The sequence below is a fragment of the Jejuia sp. G7-7 genome (genome assembly GCF_055808955.1).
In genome coordinates this window covers 672,974-691,246 of the sequence record NZ_JBVVSZ010000001.1, presented here as the reverse complement: position 1 = coordinate 691,246, position 18,273 = coordinate 672,974, and the positions used below count along the sequence as shown (strand labels likewise).

The following is an 18,273-nucleotide window of genomic DNA, read 5'->3' as shown; positions in this document are numbered from 1 at the left end:
CAAAGCTTCAAATTTAATCAATATAATGTTAATATCATACAATTAACATTATATTGACTCTACTATAATGACTTATATTCTACTTTATTTGATGTATTATTCTCTCTAATTCCTTTAGCTTTTTGATAAATTTTCACTCTTGAATCAAACTTCTCATATTCAGAGTTATTTGATTTATACTCAGGAATCAAGCTCTTCATCTTCATTACAATATTATTGTTTTGAAAACGATTTGTAATACACAACTCTTCAATCTCAGCTTTAATCTTATCATGGTCTAACTCACGAGTTTTACTTATCATTATTTTCTTATGATATGTAGATAACGTGTTTTCTCCGTTAGCTAAAAGCTCTTCATAAAGTTTTTCGCCTGGTCTAAGTCCAGTAATTTCAATATCAATATCTTTAGGATAACTTAGTCCTGATAATTTTATCATGTTCTTGGCAAGATCAAAAATCTTAACAGACTCTCCCATATCGAATATAAAAATCTCTCCTCCTTTACCCATAGTTCCAGCTTCTAAAACAAGACGTGAAGCTTCAGGAATAGTCATAAAATATCTAGTAATTTCTCTATCAGTTAATGTTAATGGACCGCCCTTTTCTATTTGCTTCTTAAACAAAGGAATTACAGAACCATTAGAGCCTAAAACATTTCCAAAACGCGTTGTAATAAATTTGGTTCTACTCTCTTTCTGCAAGCAAGAAATATACATTTCAGCCATTCTCTTAGTAGCTCCCATTACACTTGTTGGGTTAACAGCTTTATCAGTTGATACAAAAACAAACTTTTTAATATTGTAACGTGATGCAGTATCAGCTAATAATTTTGTTCCATTAACATTAATTTTAATTGCCTCATAAGGCGATTTTTCCATTAAAGGAACATGTTTGTAGGCCGCTGCATGAAACACCATTGTTGGCCTGTGTTCTTGAAAAACACTATCAATTCTTAAACCGTCTCTAATGTCAGCTACAATAGCTACAAAATTTCTTTTATTATTTCTTATTAATTCTTGTTGTAAATCATAAAGTGCAGACTCAGCTTGATCTATAAGAACCAATTTTTTAGCATCAAAATTTGCCAATTGTTTAACTAACTCACTTCCTATAGAACCAGCAGCACCAGTAATAACAATAGTCTCTCCATTAAACTCGTTTAACAAGTTTGGATTATCAATACTGATTGGAGCACGACCTAGTAAGTCTTCTACCTCAAACTGCTTAATTTGATTTGTATTTAATTCTCCATCAATCCATGTTTCAAATGGAGGTACTTTTTTAATTGCTATATCATAATTAATTAAGCTATCAACAAGAGAAATTAACCTACTTGAATCTATGCTTTGCGAAGCAATAATAATTTCGTCAATACCATTTGCAGAAACAAACTCATGATTTAACTTATCAAGTGTAAAAATTGGTGTTCCATTAATCAACTTCCCTTCTTTCTTCTTGTTGTCATCCATAAAACAAACAACATTATAACTTATTTTAGTATTGTTCAATAAAGCGTTATAAGTGATTAAACCAGAATCTCCAGCGCCATAAATAACAATATTCTTTGTAGATAACAACTGGAATTTCAACTGTTTATATAAAATTTTGAATAACAATCTAGACCCTGCTAAAGCTACAAAACTAAACAAAGCATGTGTAACTATAATTGATTTTGGAATTGTAAATTCAGGAATTAAATTTGTAACTCTATTTATTAAAATAAATAAAATAGACAATACAGCCATAGATACAACTGCCTTAAATACATTCATAACATCAGTAAATCCTGTATGACGAATGACACTTTTAAAAGAACCAACAGCTAAGAAGCTAATGGATGCTATAAGAAGAACTAAAGGAATTTGAATTGCCAGTTGACTTGAATCAAAATTAAAAGTAAAATTAAATCTCACACAATAAGCTAAAACAAAAGTGCTTAAAATGAGGGATAAATCTATACCAAAAACAAGCCATTTTGAGGCATATTTTTGCGAGTAGTGTGTAAAGTAATTTTTTATCATGAGTTTGGGATTTTTGATATTATATTTGAAATTCTTTCTAATTCATTCAATGTTAAATTTGAGCCACTAGGTAAACACAGCCCTCTTTCAAACAAATCTTCAGAAGTTCCATTACTAAAATGTAAATTATTTTTAAATACTGGTTGAACATGCATAGGTTTCCATAGAGGCCTGGATTCTATATCGTCTTTTAATAGTTCAAGACGAATACTTTCTCGCATTTCAAAAGATGGGGTTAAAATACATGTAATCCATCTGTTGCTATAAAAGCCATGTGGCTCTTCTAGGAATTCTATATGTTCTAATTTTCCTAAATTTTCTTTATAAAATTCAAAATTCTTACGTCGTGCATCAACTCTTTCATCTAAAACTTGAACTTGCCCCCTTCCTATACCTGCCAATACATTACTCATTCTATAATTGTAACCAATTGAAGAGTGCTCGTAATGAGGTGCATTATCTCTGGCTTGAGTAGATAAAAATATGGCTTTCTTTTTATAATCTTCGTTAGCTGCAATAAGCGCTCCACCACCTGAAGTTGTAATTATTTTATTTCCATTAAAAGATAAAATTCCTAGAGTACCTAAAGTACTACAAGGTTGCTTAAAGTAGTGACTGCCAAATGCTTCGGCACTATCCTCAACTACTGGAATATCATACTTTTTTGCTATCCTATTAATTTCATTAGCTTTATAAGGCATTCCATATAAGTGAACTGCTATAATTGCTTTTGGCTTTTTATACTTTTCAATCCTATCTTTAATAGCTATTTCAAGAAGTTCTGGAGACATGTTCCAAGTTTCTCTTTCACTATCGATAAATATAGGTGTTGCTCCTAAATACATAATTGGATTTGCAGATGCTGAAAAAGTAAAGCTTTGGCATAAAACCTCATCTCCTCTTGTAACATTAAGCAATTCTAATGCCAAATGTATTGAAGCCGTTCCAGAGCTAAGGGCTGCAACATATTTATCTCCTCCAAGATAATTGTTTATATCATCCTCGAATCCATCAACGTTAGGACCAAGTGGTGCAATCCAATTGGTATTAAACGCCTCTTCAACAAAACTGCGTTCTGTTCCTCCCATGTGAGGAGACGATAAATATATTTTTGTTTTTGTTAGCATAAATTTTTAAACTATATTAAAAACCAAAATTTGGTTAAAAAAATTTCATCCAGCTTAATATTTGTATTGCTATGATTCCCCCATTAAGAAAAGAAGTCAAAATCAATAATTAATATTCAAAACTTTCAAAACTTTATTTGTAAAAGTTACTTTGTATAGTCTATTACTAATGAGGGAATAGAATAACTATACATAATTCACCATTACAGTTAAAATCAATATTTTGCTACTAATCAATTTAACTTTGTGTTTTACGGTGTAAATTTAGTAATTGTTTTAATTGAACACATGTAGAATTTACATATTTCGCTAAAAGCATAATTAAAATCGGCTAACTACATAGCGAAAAAATTTGATGGATAATCTTGACATATTATCGATAATTGTTTCTTTAAAATATGCTTAAATTAGTGTTTTCATAGTGTAAATTATAAATAACTAGAGAATCAAAGAGGTATAATCTTAAAAAAACTACTAATTAATTAATACCGCTAAGATGAAGTGTAATTTTGCGATACAACTCTTCAGAAAAATGCGTAGCACCCTTACTAGATAAATGGGTAAAATCCTTCCAATTACTAGTATCATATATATTTATAAAATCAGAATAATCATAATATATTAAACCTTTAGATTTGAAGTAATTATTAGTGTTTAGACGTAATTTATCATCATTCTTTTTTAGTGTTGGAGAAGTAAAGAAAACAAGGTTAGAGTTATTGCTTTTGCATTTGTCTCTAATTAAAGTAATACATTTATCTACAAGGGAATTAGGAGTTTCTGAGGAAGATTCATTTACAAACTCTGCAAAATCGGTCTTTGCAATTAATTTATTAAAAATTTGTTCTTGCTCAATACTTGGGGTTATTGGGTCATAACCATAGTACTCTTTATAATCATGATTTGGAGATATATAATTCTTTACTGCCCCTAAAACTTTTCCATTATATTTATAACAATTAAAAATTTTTGATAACCAAACTTCTTTTGGAAACACATCTTTAATAAAACTTTCAATATCTTTATTTCTTCCTATTAAATTTTTAAGTCCCATAACATCTCCACCATCATAATCTTCGTTAAACAAGGTGCTTTGATCTATATGCACCAATATAATTTGGTTTTTCTTTTAAACTTGAAATAAGTGCTGCACTATAAGCAATTTTAGTACCATCTGCCCCTGTGTTAAAAGAAAGCGAATCCATCACTTTAACATCAACATGATGATTAGCTCTTGAACTGCCAAAGGTTAATAAATTCACAGAATCTTTTAATAATAAAAAATGATTTACTTTACCTACACTTTGCCCTGTAAAAACCTTTTGATCTAGCAACTTAAGCCCACTACAAACTAATCTATCTGCAACAAAAAAAGTAAACCTATGAGTAATAAAAATTTTAAAGATTTTTTCATCTAAAATTGAAAATAAATAAAGTTGTTAGAACTAGAAAAGAACAATATTATGTTTATCAAAATAAAATTTGATAGAATAACATATGTTATGGGCTTTAATGAAGACCCAAGATTTTCTAAGGGTACATCCTTTTTAAACAATATAATGTCAAAAATAAGTGCAAATGTGAGTCCATAAAGCAAAATTACAAGACTATTTAAATCGCCAACATATGGCATTAAATACGATCCTGTAAATAATTTAGTAAATATTATGGCAGAATCGTCAAAACTTAGCGCCCTGAAGAATATCCAAATAAAACTAACTATAAAAAATATAATTATATTGTTAATCACATTATACTTTTTTGGTATTAAGCTGAATCTTTTTTCAATACCTAGCAATATACCATGAATAGCGCCCCATATTACAAAATTCCAAGAACTACCGTGCCATAATCCACCCAATAACATGGTAATAAACAAATTTCGATATTGCATTTTAACACCATTCCTATTACCTCCTAGAGGTATATATAAATAGTCTCTTAGCCAACCTGATAGTGAAATATGCCAACGTCTCCAAAACTCTGTTATCGATACAGAAAAATAAGGCAAATTAAAATTTCTTTTAAAATCAAACCCTAATAGTTTTGCCGTACCAATAGCAATGTCAGAATAACCACTAAAGTCAAAATATATTTGGAAAGAATACAAGATAACAGCCATTAATATACTTGATGCATTATGTATATCTGGTTCATTATATATATTATCTATAACAACACCTATAGCATCTGCTACAACTACTTTTCTAAAAAAACCTATCAATATTTGAAAAAAACCATCTTTAAATCGTCTATGATCCCATTCTCTACTTCTCTCTATCTGAGGTATTAAATTTGATGCTCTTTCTATAGGTCCTGCCACTAGCTGCGGAAACAGACTAACAAACGTAGCAAAATCAATAAAATTTCTTGTAGGCTTTATTTCTCCTCTATATATATCTATTGAGTAAGACATTGTTTGAAAGGTGTAAAAAGAAATACCAACTGGCAGAATAATGTTTAAGGTAGATATTGACATTTCATACCCAAATGCAGACCATAGAGACAGCCATGAATCTATAAAGAAATTAAAATATTTGAAAGTAGCTAATAACCCTAAATTAGTAATTAAGCTAAAAATAAGGAAAAACTTTTTTCTTGTTTCAGATTTAGAAATTTGAATTCCGAGACAATAGTCTACAATAGTTGAAAACGCAATGAGTGACAGAAATCTCCAATCCCACCACCCATAAAATACATAACTTGCTATTAACAATAAAACATTTTGTAAATTAAAATGTTTTTTAGGAATAATCCAATACAATGTAAAAACCGTTGGAAAAAAAATTAAGAAAGCAAGAGAGTTAAAAATCATAGATCTGAAACGAGAATTTTTTTGCGATGCAAATTAACTACATATTATTGATAACTAAAAAACATAAAACCCATATTTATTCAAACTAAAATAATGATATAAAAAAATTGGTTTTCATTTTACTTTTATAATTTATCATTAAATGATTTATGCTTTGAAAGCAAATATATACATTTAACTGTGTTTTTATACTTTTTATCGATTATTTTTAACTATTTCTGTGTTTATGTAGTATTAAACTTTCTTTTTAATGGTGCGTTGCTATTAAAGCATCAATATCTTATTATAATTTTTGTGTTGTATAGATAATAACCACTTTTCATCGATTTAAACCTCAAGTATTCATAATATTATGATTTTCATCGTTAAAAACAACTCCTTTATATAATTATCCTAATTCTTACAATATTTTTTCACATATTTGCACCAGATTAAAAAAATAAACCCAAATCAAATGATTGACAAACTACAAAACAAAACCGTACTTGTTACTGGTGGCGCTGGATTTATAGGTTCTAACCTTTGTGAAACTTTATTAGCAAACTATGTTAAAGTGGTTTGCCTTGATAATTTCTCTACAGGAAAAAGAAAAAATATTGAACCTTTCTTAAAAAATACCGAGTTTACGTTAATAGAAGGTGATATTAGAAATCTAGAAGATTGCCATAAAGCATGCCAAGGAGTAGATTTTATTCTACACGAAGCAGCTTTAGGTTCAGTACCTAGATCAATAAATGATCCTGTTACTACTAACGATGTTAATGTGTCGGGGTTCTTAAATATGCTTGTAGCAGCAAGAGATGCTAAAGTAAAACGTTTTGTATATGCAGCAAGTTCATCTACTTATGGTGACCATGAGGCTCTTCCTAAAGTAGAAGATGTTATTGGTAAACCATTATCCCCATATGCTATAACTAAATATGTTAATGAGCTATACGCTGATATTTTTCATACTACTTATGATTTAGATACCATAGGTTTAAGATATTTCAATGTTTTTGGAAAAAGACAAGATCCTAATGGTGCTTACGCTGCAGTAATTCCTTTATTTGTAAAACAGTTCATTAATCATGAATCACCTATGATTAATGGTGATGGTATGTATTCACGTGATTTTACTTACATTGATAATGTAGTGCAAATGAATCTTAGAGCGATTACAACTGAAAACAAAGATGCTTTAAACAATGTTTATAACTGTGCATATGGTGAAAGAACAACACTACTTGAATTAACCAGTTTATTAAAAAAATATCTCACAGAGTTTGATGTAAAAATCAAAGATGTTGAAATTAAACATAGAGATAACCGAGCTGGTGATATACCTCATTCTTTAGCTTCTATTGATAAAGCAAAACAATTACTAAATTATGACCCTAAATTTGATATTAGTAGCGGATTGAAAGATGCTGTATCATGGTATTGGGAAAACCTATAAATATATGTTGGTCAAAAATATTTGTTGCATTGGAGCAGGATATGTTGGTGGTCCAACTATGGCCGTAATTGCAAAGAAAAACCCAAATATTAAAGTCACTATAGTTGACATAAATTCTAAGCGTATAGAAGCTTGGAATAATGATGATTTATCTAAACTTCCTATATATGAACCTGGTTTGGCAGATATAGTAAAAGAGACTAGAAATAAAAATTTATTTTTCTCTACTGATATTGATGATGCTATTGAAAATTCTGAAATGATATTTATTTCAGTAAATACACCTACCAAAACTTATGGTAAAGGAAAAGGTATGGCAGCTGATTTAAAATATGTAGAGCTTTGTGCTAGAAATATTGCTAAAGTTGCGACCAAAGACAAAATAGTAGTTGAAAAGTCTACACTACCTGTTAGAACAGCAGAAGCTATAAAAAATATATTGCATAATACAGGAAGTGATATTAATTTCCACGTTCTTTCAAATCCAGAGTTTTTAGCCGAAGGAACTGCTATAGACGATTTGTTAAATCCTGACCGTGTATTAATTGGAGGAGAATCAGATAAAGCAATTGAAAGTTTAGCTAAGGTTTATGAAAGTTGGGTTTCACAAGATAAAATTTTACGAACAAATGTCTGGTCGTCTGAACTTTCGAAACTAACAGCAAATGCTTTTTTAGCTCAAAGAGTTTCATCTATTAATGCTATTTCAGAATTATGTGAAAAAACAGGAGCTAATGTAACTGAAGTTGCAAAAGCAATTGGTATGGATTCAAGAATAGGTTCTAAATTTTTAAAAGCTTCAGTTGGTTTTGGAGGGTCCTGTTTTCAAAAAGATATTTTAAATTTAGTGTATATTGCTCGAAGTTATAATTTGCATGAAGTTGCAGACTATTGGGAACAAGTAGTATTAATGAACAATTACCAAAAAAGACGTTTTTCAGACAGATTGATTAAAACATTATATAATACTGTTTCTGGAAAAAAAATAGCAGTTTTGGGTTGGGCCTTTAAAAAGGACACGAATGATACTAGAGAATCTCCTTCTATTTATGTAACAGACTATTTGTTGAATGAACAGGCAAGTATTTCTGTCTTTGATCCTAGAGTTTCAAAAGAAAAAGTTCTTGCAGATATTGATAATCTAAGTACTCGAACTAAAGAAGAAAACGCCTTAGAAATTACTTATAGTAATTCACCCTATGATTGCACCAAAGATGCCCACGCCGTTGCAATTTTAACAGAATGGGATGAATTTATGGACTATGACTGGAAAAGAATTTACAAGGAAATGAAAAAACCTGCTTTTATTTTTGATGGCAGAAATATATTAGATAAACATAAAATGAATAAGATTGGATTTGAATATTATTCAATCGGACAATAAATTAATAAAAATGAATAAAGACAAAATTGCCGTTATTGGGCTAGGATATGTTGGTCTGCCTTTGGCTAGACTTTTTGCAACAAAATTTAACGTTGTTGGTTTCGACATTAATCAAGGTAGAGTTGCTGAACTCTCTAAAGGAAATGATGCAACTTTAGAAGTTGAACCTGAAGTTTTAAAATCTGTTTTAAAAGAAGAACAAAATGATGAAAATGGATTGATCTGTTCATCAAATTTAGATGACATTAAAGATTGCAATTACTACGTTGTAACAGTACCTACACCTATTGATAAAAACAACAGACCAGATTTAACACCGCTTTACAAGTCAAGTGAAACTGTAGGTAATGTTTTAAAAAAAGGAGATATTGTTATTTACGAATCTACTGTTTATCCCGGTGTAACAGAAGATGAATGCATTCCTGTATTAGAAAAAGTAAGTGGTTTAAAATTCAATGAAGACTTTTTTGCAGGCTATTCTCCAGAAAGAATTAATCCAGGAGATAAATTACATACTGTTGAAAAAATTCTTAAAGTTACTGCAGGGTCAACTCCTGAAGTTGGTAAAAAAGTAGATGCATTATATGCAAGCGTAATTACAGCTGGAACTCACCTAGCGCCTACTATTAAAGTTGCTGAGGCAGCAAAAGTTATTGAAAACTCTCAAAGAGATATAAATATTGCCTTTGTAAATGAATTAGCCAAAATCTTTAACCTGATGGATATTGATACACATTCTGTTTTAGAGGCTGCGGGTACAAAATGGAACTTTCTTCCATTTAAACCTGGTTTAGTTGGTGGACATTGTATAGGTGTTGATCCATATTATTTAGCTCAAAAAGCTCAAGAGGTTGGATACCACCCTGAGATTATTTTAGCAGGGAGACGTGTTAATGATGGTATGGGGCAATATGTTGCTTCAGAAATCATTAAGCTGATGGTACAAAAAGATATTAGAATTAAAGATGCGAAAATTTTAGCTCTAGGTATAACATTTAAGGAAAACTGTCCAGATGTTAGAAATACTAAGGCTGTAGATGTTATTGACCAACTAAAAGGTTATGGAACCAATGTTACGGTATATGACCCGTGGGCGAACCCTGATGAAGTGAAACACGAATACAACTTAAACACTACTCAAAAGCTTCCTAATGAAAAATTTGATGCGATAGTATTAACTGTTTCTCATAATGAGTTTTTAGGTTTAAATTTAAGTGAATTGTTAAACGCTAAAGGTATTATCTATGATGTAAAAGGCGTTTTAACCAAAGACGTTGATGGTAGACTCTAGCAAAAAATAATCAGTATTACAAAGATAGTTTCTGAATTTTTGGTGAATTGAATTGTTTTTTAAGTTATTAATTATGGTATCCTGTTTAGTTGAATATAAAAATATTCCACATCTAAATCAGCTATATGCTGGATTTAGTGAACTTCAACAAGCAAATATTATAGATTTAACATTTACGACTGAATTATCTACTTCAGAAATTAAAAACATTCCTGTGATTAAAGTCATTATAAATGACGAAATAATTATTTATTATGACACCTTGGATGGATTAAACTGGATAAATGGCAGCTTGACTGAAAATTTAACTTTTTTTTCGGATACATTTGAATGTGATTATTACTTTAAGAGAAGTTATACTGGGATTTTAGATGAAAAATCAAAATTCCCAGTATTTCCTTTAGGATTAAACTTTGGCGTTAACTTTATCCGCCCTTTTGGTAGAAGCTTAAAAGAAAGACTTATAACTTCATTAAAGAAGAGAAAATTTATTATTAACTTATTCAAGATTAACTCCTATAACATAACAGCCAACTCTTTATCTCATTATCCAGATATAGATTTAAATAATGTTAATATACTATTCTCTGCAAGACTATGGAATCCAGGTTCTGCTAAAAATGAAGCTAGTAGAATTCATCGAGAACAGATAAATGAAATCAGGATAGAAACGGTTAAAAGGTTAAGAAACACTTTTGGAAATAGTTTTATTGGAGGAATAGCTAAAGACGAATACTCATCTTCCATTTTAGAAGACGAGTACCTCTTGCCTTTTCAATTTACAAATAGAGAAAACTATTTAAACATCATGAAAAATTGTGCAATTTGTATTGCTACAACTGGATTACATGATTCTACAGGATGGAAACTTTCAGAGTATGTAGCTGCATCTAGAGCAATTATTACTGAACCTCTGCACTTTGAAGTTCCTGGAGATTTTAAACAAAACCAAAACTTTAAGGTTTTTAATTCTGTTGATGATTTAATTAGCAATGTTAGTTATTTATTAGAAAATAAAAATGAATTAAGCACTATGATGTTTTCTAATTATAAATATTATAATCTTAATTTAAGACCAGATATGCTTATTCATAATACTTTAAAAAAGGTGTTTTAATAAATTGCCTTTTAATTAATAAAAAAACTCCTGTAATTTTAAAATTACAGGAGTTTTTTTAGTTTAAATTTGTTTTTATGCTTGTTGTTGTAAATCAACCAAATTTAAATATTCTTCAATATTAGTATATCCGTCACCATCCAAATCTAAAGAACTATCATCTACATTTGGATCAAGCTTCATACCAATTTCCCAAACATCAGGCATACCATCTCTATCGGTATCATAATTTTCATCTCTTACAGAGGTTGGTAATTCAGGATATATTAACTGAGATTTATCAGTAGTTTTTTTATAACGTTGATCTGGTGTTAAAGATTCACTTCCTCCATTTTCAGCATCTCTAATATACATAGCATCTACTTCATCTAAATAAAAACCTTTAGAACCATCTGCATTTAAATAATTGTTGGCTCCTGAGTCACTAAGTACAGATCTAAATCCATCTTCAGGTGATGTTATAGTTAATGGTCCTAAATCTGGAAGTTTTCCAGTTAACCTATATAAACTTTTATTAAAATCACTTGTTGTTTGCCTAGCTTCATACCACAAAACAACGTTATTCCAGTTATCATCACCAGCTTTAACATCATGCCATTCATCAGTAATAATATTATTTGCCATGTGAACCTTTGGAGAATTAAAACTTGATACAGCACCTAAATAAGTTCCTAATTGAATATTTCCACCATAAGGAGCGTAAGACATAGCTCCTCCCTTATAGTAATTACCAATTACATTAGTTTTACTATCATTAAATAAACTAGACAACCTATGTAAATAATTATAAACAACATTATTGATTACTTCAGCATTAGCATTACCTGAAACATTAGGAAAACGATGTGATATATTTATAAAAAGGTTATCTAATACACTATTATCTCCAGCTAGAACAGACCTGTCATCCTTTACTGCAACTGCTCCAACTAACATACCAGTAGTTGCATCCCCTACAATTGAACGTGAAAATGTTATATTTCCTTGACCATTAGCTTGATCGTTATTATCTTGAAAGGCAACACAAGAAGTACCAACAACATATCTAAACGAGCAATGGTCTATAATTGCATTATTACTTCCAGATCCAGTAAAAGCGGCACCTACTGTACCAATAGTTTCACCATTGTACTGCCGTAAAATCTTAAACCAGTTGGTATTAACAATTCTTATATACCTCATTATATAGTTTTCTACATTTAAAAAACCTACTGTTGGAGACTCTATTGTAATACCTCCCTCTGGTGCAGTTTGACCTGCTAATGTAAAGTTACTGTTTTCAACACCAAGTGTTAGGTAGTTGTCTAATTCAATAGTTCCTGAAACATCAAATACTATTATTCTAGGATATGTTTGTTTCAATGCCCATCTAAGCGTACCTTCTTGCTCTCCACCATCTAAAGTAGTTACGTGTAATACTTTACCACCTCTACCACCAGTAGTATAAGCTCCTGCTCCTTCTGCTCTAGGAAAAGCCCTTAATTCAGTTGAAACAATTTCATCTTTTACAATATTACTTTCATCATCTTCATCTTCAACTTCATCTTCATCTTCTGGTGTAGCTTCATCCTCAGTATTATCAGTTTCTTCTACTTGAACTTGATCTGGTTCTAAATAAATTATATCATTAGTACATGAAAAAGCAAACGTTATACTAATTAATAAAACAGCTAGCATGGTTAATTTGTAATTAATTCTTAGGGCAAAAATAGTAATCATGATTTTAGATTTTGGGGTAAACAATTTTTTTACAGGGCAATAATAGAATTATTATCGCCCAAATACATTTTTTTCGGTAAAAAGCTACATGCAAAACATTATTAATCGATTAAAAGCAAAATATATCGTTAAAGTGTAATTTTGAAGAATTTTTACTTACTCCTTATACGAGTAGTTTATATGTTTGGATTTCTTAGAAGATATTTTTTTTACAATTAAAGAGTATATGATTAAAAGCTTAAAGACAATCTGTGACAATAAGCAGTATAAATAATTAATTTTAAAGCTAAAAGCTTAGTATTTTAAGCTGATTATTAGTAATTCAGTAGCTTGTATTAATACATATGTTTTATCGATAATAATGACCATTCATTTTGGAAATTATAAGCTATTCTATCATTAGACAGAATAATATCATATTTCATCTAAATATTTTTTTATTGAAAATTTAAAAATAATATTTGAGAAAATAATGTCCCAATGAAACGAGAAAGACTTTACCAACTAGATTTAATCAGGTTCTTAGCAGCACTTTATGTTGTTTTTTACCATTACTGTTTTAGAGGTTATTACAAAAACAATTTTTCTGATATCCAATATCAGGATATGGAATTTTTTCAAAATATGGGTATTTAGGTGTCGACCTATTTTTTATAATAAGTGGCTTTGTGATACTCATGTCTGCAATGAACTCGAATATTTTAGCTTTCATAATTTCAAGAATTAGTAGATTATATCCAGCATATTGGATATGCTTAGCTTTAACAGCTATTGTTATTTATTTTTTTGGAAGTGAAATATTTCAATTCACTCCATTTGTTTTTTACTAATCTTACTATGTTTAATGGTTTTTTTGAAATACCTTATGTAGATGGTGTTTACTGGTCTTTGCTGGTTGAATTAAAGTTTTACATTTTAATTGGAATACTGCTTTTATTTAAAAAATAAAGTATTTAAAAATTTTTATGTTTGCTTGGTTAACTCTTTCTTATTATTATTACTTCGCTTCTAGTAATGATTGGAATATATTTCTATCAATTACCAATCGTTTTTTTATTCCTTCGTGGAATTCTTATTTTGTAGCAGGTATGCTTTTTTCTATCTTGGAAAGATCATAAAATAAAAGATAAAATTATTCCCTTAATATTTTGTTTAACTTTGTCTATAATGTATGCTGAGAAAAAATATGTTTATTTAAACAAGGCTTACGATGATAGTTTTTCATTATATGTTATAATATGGTTCATTGTTTTATTTTATACATTCTTTTTTCTTTTAAGTTGTAGAAAATTAAATTTCTTGAACAAATCAATGTTTCTTAAACTAGGTGTTCTTACATATCCTTTATATCTTTTACACCAATTTATCGGTTATATTATTTTAAATCACTTTAATGGAACTATCAATAAATACGTTTTATTACTTATAACCATATCAATTATGTTATATGGTTCATATTTTATAAGTACCAAGTTGGAAAAACCTTTTGCATTAAGTATAAAGAAAAAGTTAAAAGAAATAAGCCAAAAAATATTGTCAGGTAAAGCTCTAGAAAGTAAAACTTAATGAATAAAAATAGGATTTATCTTATGAATAAATATAAGATTTATCAAAACAATGTGGTTTTGAAATAAAAACAAAGACTATCTCCCATCTTTTAATCATATTTGCACATGAAAAATATTTTGAATGTTGAATTTATAAATCATTAAATATTTATTGCTAAGGTTAGCCTCGCCATCTATGAACGTTAATTTGTCAAACAAATTACTTCTGATGGTTTTGTAACTTAAGTAAACTAATACCCAAAATCTTGAACCTAAACCTAAAAAAATAGCCTACAACAATCCAATGATCATTAATATGATGATTGTTGCATCTGTCTCATTAATTTCTTCTTTAGTAGGTTTTTTTAAAGAATTACTTATAGGAAGTACTTATGGCCTTTCTGAGTTTTTAGATACTTTTGCCTTAGCTATTTTAATTCCTGCATTCATTCAAAATGTTTTTGTTGGCGCAGTAAAAAATATTTTTATTCCAAATTACATAGCAGAACAAAAAACAACCAAACAAATTAAAGAATTTCAATTATTAGTTTTGGGAATAATTACTGTAATAATTGTTTTCTTTCTTATTATTGTTTTAATTTTTAACAACTTCTTATTACAGGCTTTATTTGATAATCATACAGAATCGTATTACGACCTTATAAAGGTTCAGTTATATATATTACTCCCATGTCTTTTCTTTTGGGGGTATAGCGGTTTTTTAAGTGCACTATTAGAAATATCTAACAAATTTTTATTTACATCTATTTCTCCAATTTTCGTTTCGGTTATTACCATTATTAATGTTGTTTTTTTTAAAGATGCCTTAGGTGATAAAGTTCTAGCTGTAAGTATTTTAATTGGATGTTTTTCAAGTTTTTTGTACTTATGGATTGGTGCCTACTATTACAAGCTAATTAAGGTTAAAAAAATTATTATATTTTCAATTAATGATAACATGAGAATGATGCTGAAACAAATTCCTGCAAAAACTGTTTCAGGGCTTTTAACAGGTATAAACCCTTTTGTTGATCAAATTTTTGCAGTTCAATTGGCTATTGGCTCAATTACGGCTCTTAATTATGGTAATAAAATTCCTCAATTTGGAGTATCAATTGCAATGATAGCAATTGGCAATGTATTACTTCCTCATTTTTCAAAATCAATAACTGACGATATAAAAAAGGCATATAAAGAGCTGTTTAAAATTTTAACAGGTGTCTTTTTAGCCTCCTCTGTGGTTATTTTAGTGCTTACCTATTTTTCTCAAGACATAATTTATTATACTTTTGAACGAGGTGAATTTGATAGTGGAGATACAGCTATAGTCGGTAAACTTCAACAAATATTTTTTATACAAGTACCATTCTTTATCTGTACATTAATTTTAGTTAAATTTTTAACTAGTATCAATAAAAATAATTTTATGGCTTTAATATCATTGATTAATTTAATTGTTAATCTAGTATTAAATTATATTTTGATCAAAACCCATGGAGTATATGGTATTGCGTTAAGTACAACATTTGTTTTGATAATTAGTGGATTAATCTATTTTGGATATACTTATCATAATTATAAATTAACCAAGCAAACCTCTATTACAAATGAATAATAAAACCATTGCTTTTGTAATTCCAAGTTTAGGCCCTGGTGGGGCTGAACGTGTTGTGGTTTCACTAGCAAACATGTTATGCAATAAATATAATATTGTTTTAATTTTATTATATAAAGAGCAAAATATACTTTACGATATTGATAGAAGAATCACAATTCATTATTGTGCAGAATATTTACAACAAAGCAATAGTTTTATACAAGCTTTAAAAATCACAATGAAAACATCAAGACTATATCTAAGTTTGTAAAAAACGAAAATATAGATATCCTTATTGGTTTTACTACTACATGTAACATTTTAAGCGTTATTTGTTCCAAAAAATAAATTACCATCTATCATTAGTGATCGTTCAAATCCGTATGTGACTAAACTAAGTAAGTTTTGGAGAACCGTTAGATATATAGTTTATCCAATGAGCAATTATTTGGTTGTTCAATCTCAATTAAGTAAAGAGTTTTATTCTCATTTAAAAGATAATAAATTAAAAATTCTTCCTAATCCTCTATCCAAAAAATTAGTAGAAAAGAAAAATAATTTAGTTAAAAAAGAAAATATTATTTTATATGTTGCTCGACTAGATGCTAATAAGTCCCAAGATATTCTTTTGAAAGCCTTTGCAAATTTAAACAATAATGACTGGAAACTTGTTTTAGTAGGTGATGGATTCAAAAGAGAATATTATGAAAATTTAACCAAAACCCTTAGTCTTGAAGACAAAGTGATTTTTACAGGAAGAATTAATAACCAGAAGAATATTACAATCAAGCTAAAATTTTTGCATTTACATCAAAATCAGAAGGATTTCCTAATGCATTGATTGAAGCATTATTTTTGGATTACCTTGCATTTCAACAAATTGTCCCTCCGGACCTTCAGAACTAATAAGTGATGGAGAAAACGGTTTTTTAATACCAGTTGATGATTATAAATTATTAACTAAAAAATTAAACTATTTAATTAAAAACAACGATGTTAGGCTTAAAATGTCTAAAAAAGCGAATTTAACAGCACAAAAGTTCCATATTGATTCGGTTTCAGAATCTTGGGAAAAACTTATAGCAAGTTTAATTTAAGTAATGAAAATATTAAAATACATAATACTAGCTCTTATCATTCTTAATATCCCAGAGATTGTTGTTAGAAACCTAGGGACTGCTTTAGGAACCGTAACTAGTTATTCCGTTTTTCTATTTATCATAATTTACTATTTATTCGTTAAAGATCGAGGCAGTTTAAACAAACCTTTATTTATTGTTGGTACTTTATATTATCTCATCTCAAGTTTTCAAAGTCAATATGAACTTTTAGAGATTACAATTCATGCTGTTAAGTTTTTTATAGCTTTAATTGGTTTGAATGAATTAGTTAAGCATACAACCGTTAAAGAAATGTCCTATTTTTTTACAATAGGTAGTATTAGTGTTATTTTACATCCTTGGCTATTTGAAGATAATTTTTATGGTAGGTATAGTGGTTTTTACTTTAACCCTAATGTTGCAGGATATATAGCTATGACTTCATTTGCCTTAACATTTTCTTATAAAAAAGGCTTACTAAAAACAGGAAAAACTTTAGCATCCAGCTTAGGAGGATTAATGACCTTTTCGAGAACATTTGTAGCCATGTGGGTTTTAATGAATTTACTTTCAATAAAGCATAATATTAAAAATATTAAAATACTTGGATATGGAGTAATAGTAGTAATAGTAGTTTTTTCTCTTAAAGAAGTATTAGATCTAAATGTAAAACGTATTGATGAATTTTCGGCGTTGGTTTCAAACGATAAGAAGGGAGCCGAAGGTTTAACTAAAGATTCACGGTCAGATACTTGGAGCCACTACTATGATTATATATACAAAAAACCAATCATTGGTAATGGTTTTCATTATTTCCAAGGCGGTCATATCGGATCAGTACAAATAGGAGTTCATAATTCTTTTTTATTAATCCTTGGCGAGGCTGGAGTTTTACCGTTTTCAATATTTGTATTCTATTTTATTTACTTGTTGATAAAGTCTTACAAATTTTTTAAAGAAGCACCTTACTTATTTATGATGACTCTGGCTTTAATAGCAACACTAATGGCAGATCATGGTTACTTTTACATACACATATTTCCGTTAGTAACCCTATGGATACATCATCAAATAGTACTAGAAAAGAAACAAAAACTATTAACGTAAAAAGAAAAGC

Annotated in this window: 15 protein-coding genes; 9 read left to right on the top strand and 6 right to left on the bottom strand. The window is 29.0% G+C overall.

The window, feature by feature from the left end:
- Nucleotides 1–62: 62 nt before the first annotated feature.
- From AC0L5U_RS03440 to AC0L5U_RS03420, 5 genes are all read right to left on the bottom strand, one after another.
- Nucleotides 63–2,021 carry a polysaccharide biosynthesis protein gene (locus AC0L5U_RS03440; RefSeq protein ID WP_473414669.1) on the bottom strand — a complete coding sequence of 653 codons (1,959 nt, stop codon included), beginning with the start codon at nt 2,019–2,021 and terminating at the stop codon, nt 63–65.
- Nucleotides 2,018–3,148 carry a DegT/DnrJ/EryC1/StrS family aminotransferase gene (locus AC0L5U_RS03435; protein WP_473414668.1) on the bottom strand — a complete coding sequence of 377 codons (1,131 nt, stop codon included), beginning with the start codon at nt 3,146–3,148 and terminating at the stop codon, nt 2,018–2,020. The genes AC0L5U_RS03440 and AC0L5U_RS03435 overlap by 4 nt, the downstream gene beginning before the upstream one ends.
- A 478-nt stretch (nt 3,149–3,626) precedes the next feature.
- The gene (locus tag AC0L5U_RS03430) at nt 3,627–4,259 is read right to left on the bottom strand and encodes a hypothetical protein (RefSeq protein ID WP_473414667.1); all 633 of its coding nucleotides are present in this window, start codon (nt 4,257–4,259) and stop codon (nt 3,627–3,629) included.
- The gene (locus AC0L5U_RS03425; RefSeq protein ID WP_473414666.1) at nt 4,228–4,482 is read right to left on the bottom strand and encodes a hypothetical protein; all 255 of its coding nucleotides are present in this window, start codon (nt 4,480–4,482) and stop codon (nt 4,228–4,230) included. The genes AC0L5U_RS03430 and AC0L5U_RS03425 overlap by 32 nt, the downstream gene beginning before the upstream one ends.
- A gap of 80 nt (nt 4,483–4,562) precedes the next feature.
- Nucleotides 4,563–5,963: an MBOAT family O-acyltransferase gene (locus AC0L5U_RS03420; protein ID WP_473414665.1), complete on the bottom strand. Its 1,401-nt coding sequence runs from the start codon at nt 5,961–5,963 to the stop codon at nt 4,563–4,565.
- 454 nt (nt 5,964–6,417) lie between these two features.
- Here AC0L5U_RS03420 and AC0L5U_RS03415 point away from each other — a divergent pair, with 454 nt between their 5' ends.
- The 4 genes from AC0L5U_RS03415 to AC0L5U_RS03400 all read left to right on the top strand — a co-directional run bounded on the left by AC0L5U_RS03415 (nt 6,418) and on the right by AC0L5U_RS03400 (nt 11,193).
- Nucleotides 6,418–7,401, top strand: coding sequence for an SDR family oxidoreductase (locus tag AC0L5U_RS03415; RefSeq protein ID WP_473414664.1), 984 nt, complete (start codon nt 6,418–6,420; stop codon nt 7,399–7,401).
- Between the two features lie 4 nt (nt 7,402–7,405).
- Entirely contained in the window at nt 7,406–8,785 is a 1,380-nt protein-coding gene (locus AC0L5U_RS03410; protein ID WP_473414663.1) for a nucleotide sugar dehydrogenase, read from the top strand.
- Nucleotides 8,786–8,795: 10 nt separating this feature from the next.
- The gene (locus AC0L5U_RS03405; protein ID WP_473414662.1) at nt 8,796–10,076 is read left to right on the top strand and encodes a nucleotide sugar dehydrogenase; all 1,281 of its coding nucleotides are present in this window, start codon (nt 8,796–8,798) and stop codon (nt 10,074–10,076) included.
- A gap of 73 nt (nt 10,077–10,149) precedes the next feature.
- The gene (locus AC0L5U_RS03400; RefSeq protein WP_473414661.1) at nt 10,150–11,193 is read left to right on the top strand and encodes a hypothetical protein; all 1,044 of its coding nucleotides are present in this window, start codon (nt 10,150–10,152) and stop codon (nt 11,191–11,193) included.
- A gap of 75 nt (nt 11,194–11,268) precedes the next feature.
- Here AC0L5U_RS03400 and AC0L5U_RS03395 read toward each other — a convergent pair whose 3' ends face one another.
- A complete protein-coding gene (locus AC0L5U_RS03395) occupies nt 11,269–12,912 on the bottom strand; it encodes a hypothetical protein (protein ID WP_473414660.1) in 1,644 nt (547 codons plus the stop codon).
- A gap of 1,863 nt (nt 12,913–14,775) precedes the next feature.
- Between AC0L5U_RS03395 and murJ the strand changes: the two genes are divergently transcribed.
- The 5 genes from murJ to AC0L5U_RS03370 all read left to right on the top strand — a co-directional run bounded on the left by murJ (nt 14,776) and on the right by AC0L5U_RS03370 (nt 18,263).
- Nucleotides 14,776–16,074 (top strand): murein biosynthesis integral membrane protein MurJ, encoded by a 1,299-nt coding sequence (gene murJ / locus AC0L5U_RS03390; protein WP_473414659.1) that lies wholly within the window; start codon nt 14,776–14,778, stop codon nt 16,072–16,074.
- On the top strand, nt 16,067–16,327 hold the full coding sequence (locus AC0L5U_RS03385; protein ID WP_473414658.1) for a hypothetical protein: 261 nt from the start codon (nt 16,067–16,069) through the stop codon (nt 16,325–16,327). Before murJ ends, AC0L5U_RS03385 begins: the two co-directional genes overlap by 8 nt.
- A 165-nt stretch (nt 16,328–16,492) precedes the next feature.
- The gene (locus tag AC0L5U_RS03380) at nt 16,493–16,897 is read left to right on the top strand and encodes a glycosyltransferase (RefSeq protein WP_473414657.1); all 405 of its coding nucleotides are present in this window, start codon (nt 16,493–16,495) and stop codon (nt 16,895–16,897) included.
- A 7-nt stretch (nt 16,898–16,904) separates the two neighbouring features.
- Nucleotides 16,905–17,153 (top strand): glycosyltransferase, encoded by a 249-nt coding sequence (locus AC0L5U_RS03375; RefSeq protein ID WP_473416159.1) that lies wholly within the window; start codon nt 16,905–16,907, stop codon nt 17,151–17,153.
- Nucleotides 17,154–17,156: 3 nt separating this feature from the next.
- Complete coding sequence (locus tag AC0L5U_RS03370) at nt 17,157–18,263, top strand: O-antigen ligase family protein (protein ID WP_473414656.1); 1,107 nt, start codon at nt 17,157–17,159, stop codon at nt 18,261–18,263.
- Nucleotides 18,264–18,273 lie beyond the last annotated feature (10 nt).

Excerpts from the sequence above, each read along its gene's own strand:
- AC0L5U_RS03440 (WP_473414669.1), bottom strand. The coding sequence starts at position 2,021 with ATGATAAAAAATTACTTTACACACTACTCGCAAAAATATGCCTCAAAA.
- AC0L5U_RS03435 (WP_473414668.1), bottom strand. The coding sequence starts at position 3,148 with ATGCTAACAAAAACAAAAATATATTTATCGTCTCCTCACATGGGAGGA.
- AC0L5U_RS03420 (WP_473414665.1), bottom strand. The coding sequence starts at position 5,963 with ATGATTTTTAACTCTCTTGCTTTCTTAATTTTTTTTCCAACGGTTTTT.
- AC0L5U_RS03415 (WP_473414664.1), top strand. The coding sequence starts at position 6,418 with ATGATTGACAAACTACAAAACAAAACCGTACTTGTTACTGGTGGCGCT.
- AC0L5U_RS03410 (WP_473414663.1), top strand. The coding sequence starts at position 7,406 with ATGTTGGTCAAAAATATTTGTTGCATTGGAGCAGGATATGTTGGTGGT.
- AC0L5U_RS03405 (WP_473414662.1), top strand. The coding sequence starts at position 8,796 with ATGAATAAAGACAAAATTGCCGTTATTGGGCTAGGATATGTTGGTCTG.
- AC0L5U_RS03400 (WP_473414661.1), top strand. The coding sequence starts at position 10,150 with ATGGTATCCTGTTTAGTTGAATATAAAAATATTCCACATCTAAATCAG.
- AC0L5U_RS03395 (WP_473414660.1), bottom strand. The coding sequence starts at position 12,912 with ATGATTACTATTTTTGCCCTAAGAATTAATTACAAATTAACCATGCTA.
- murJ (WP_473414659.1), top strand. The coding sequence starts at position 14,776 with ATGATGATTGTTGCATCTGTCTCATTAATTTCTTCTTTAGTAGGTTTT.
- AC0L5U_RS03385 (WP_473414658.1), top strand. The coding sequence starts at position 16,067 with ATGAATAATAAAACCATTGCTTTTGTAATTCCAAGTTTAGGCCCTGGT.
- AC0L5U_RS03380 (WP_473414657.1), top strand. The coding sequence starts at position 16,493 with ATGAGCAATTATTTGGTTGTTCAATCTCAATTAAGTAAAGAGTTTTAT.
- AC0L5U_RS03370 (WP_473414656.1), top strand. The coding sequence starts at position 17,157 with ATGAAAATATTAAAATACATAATACTAGCTCTTATCATTCTTAATATC.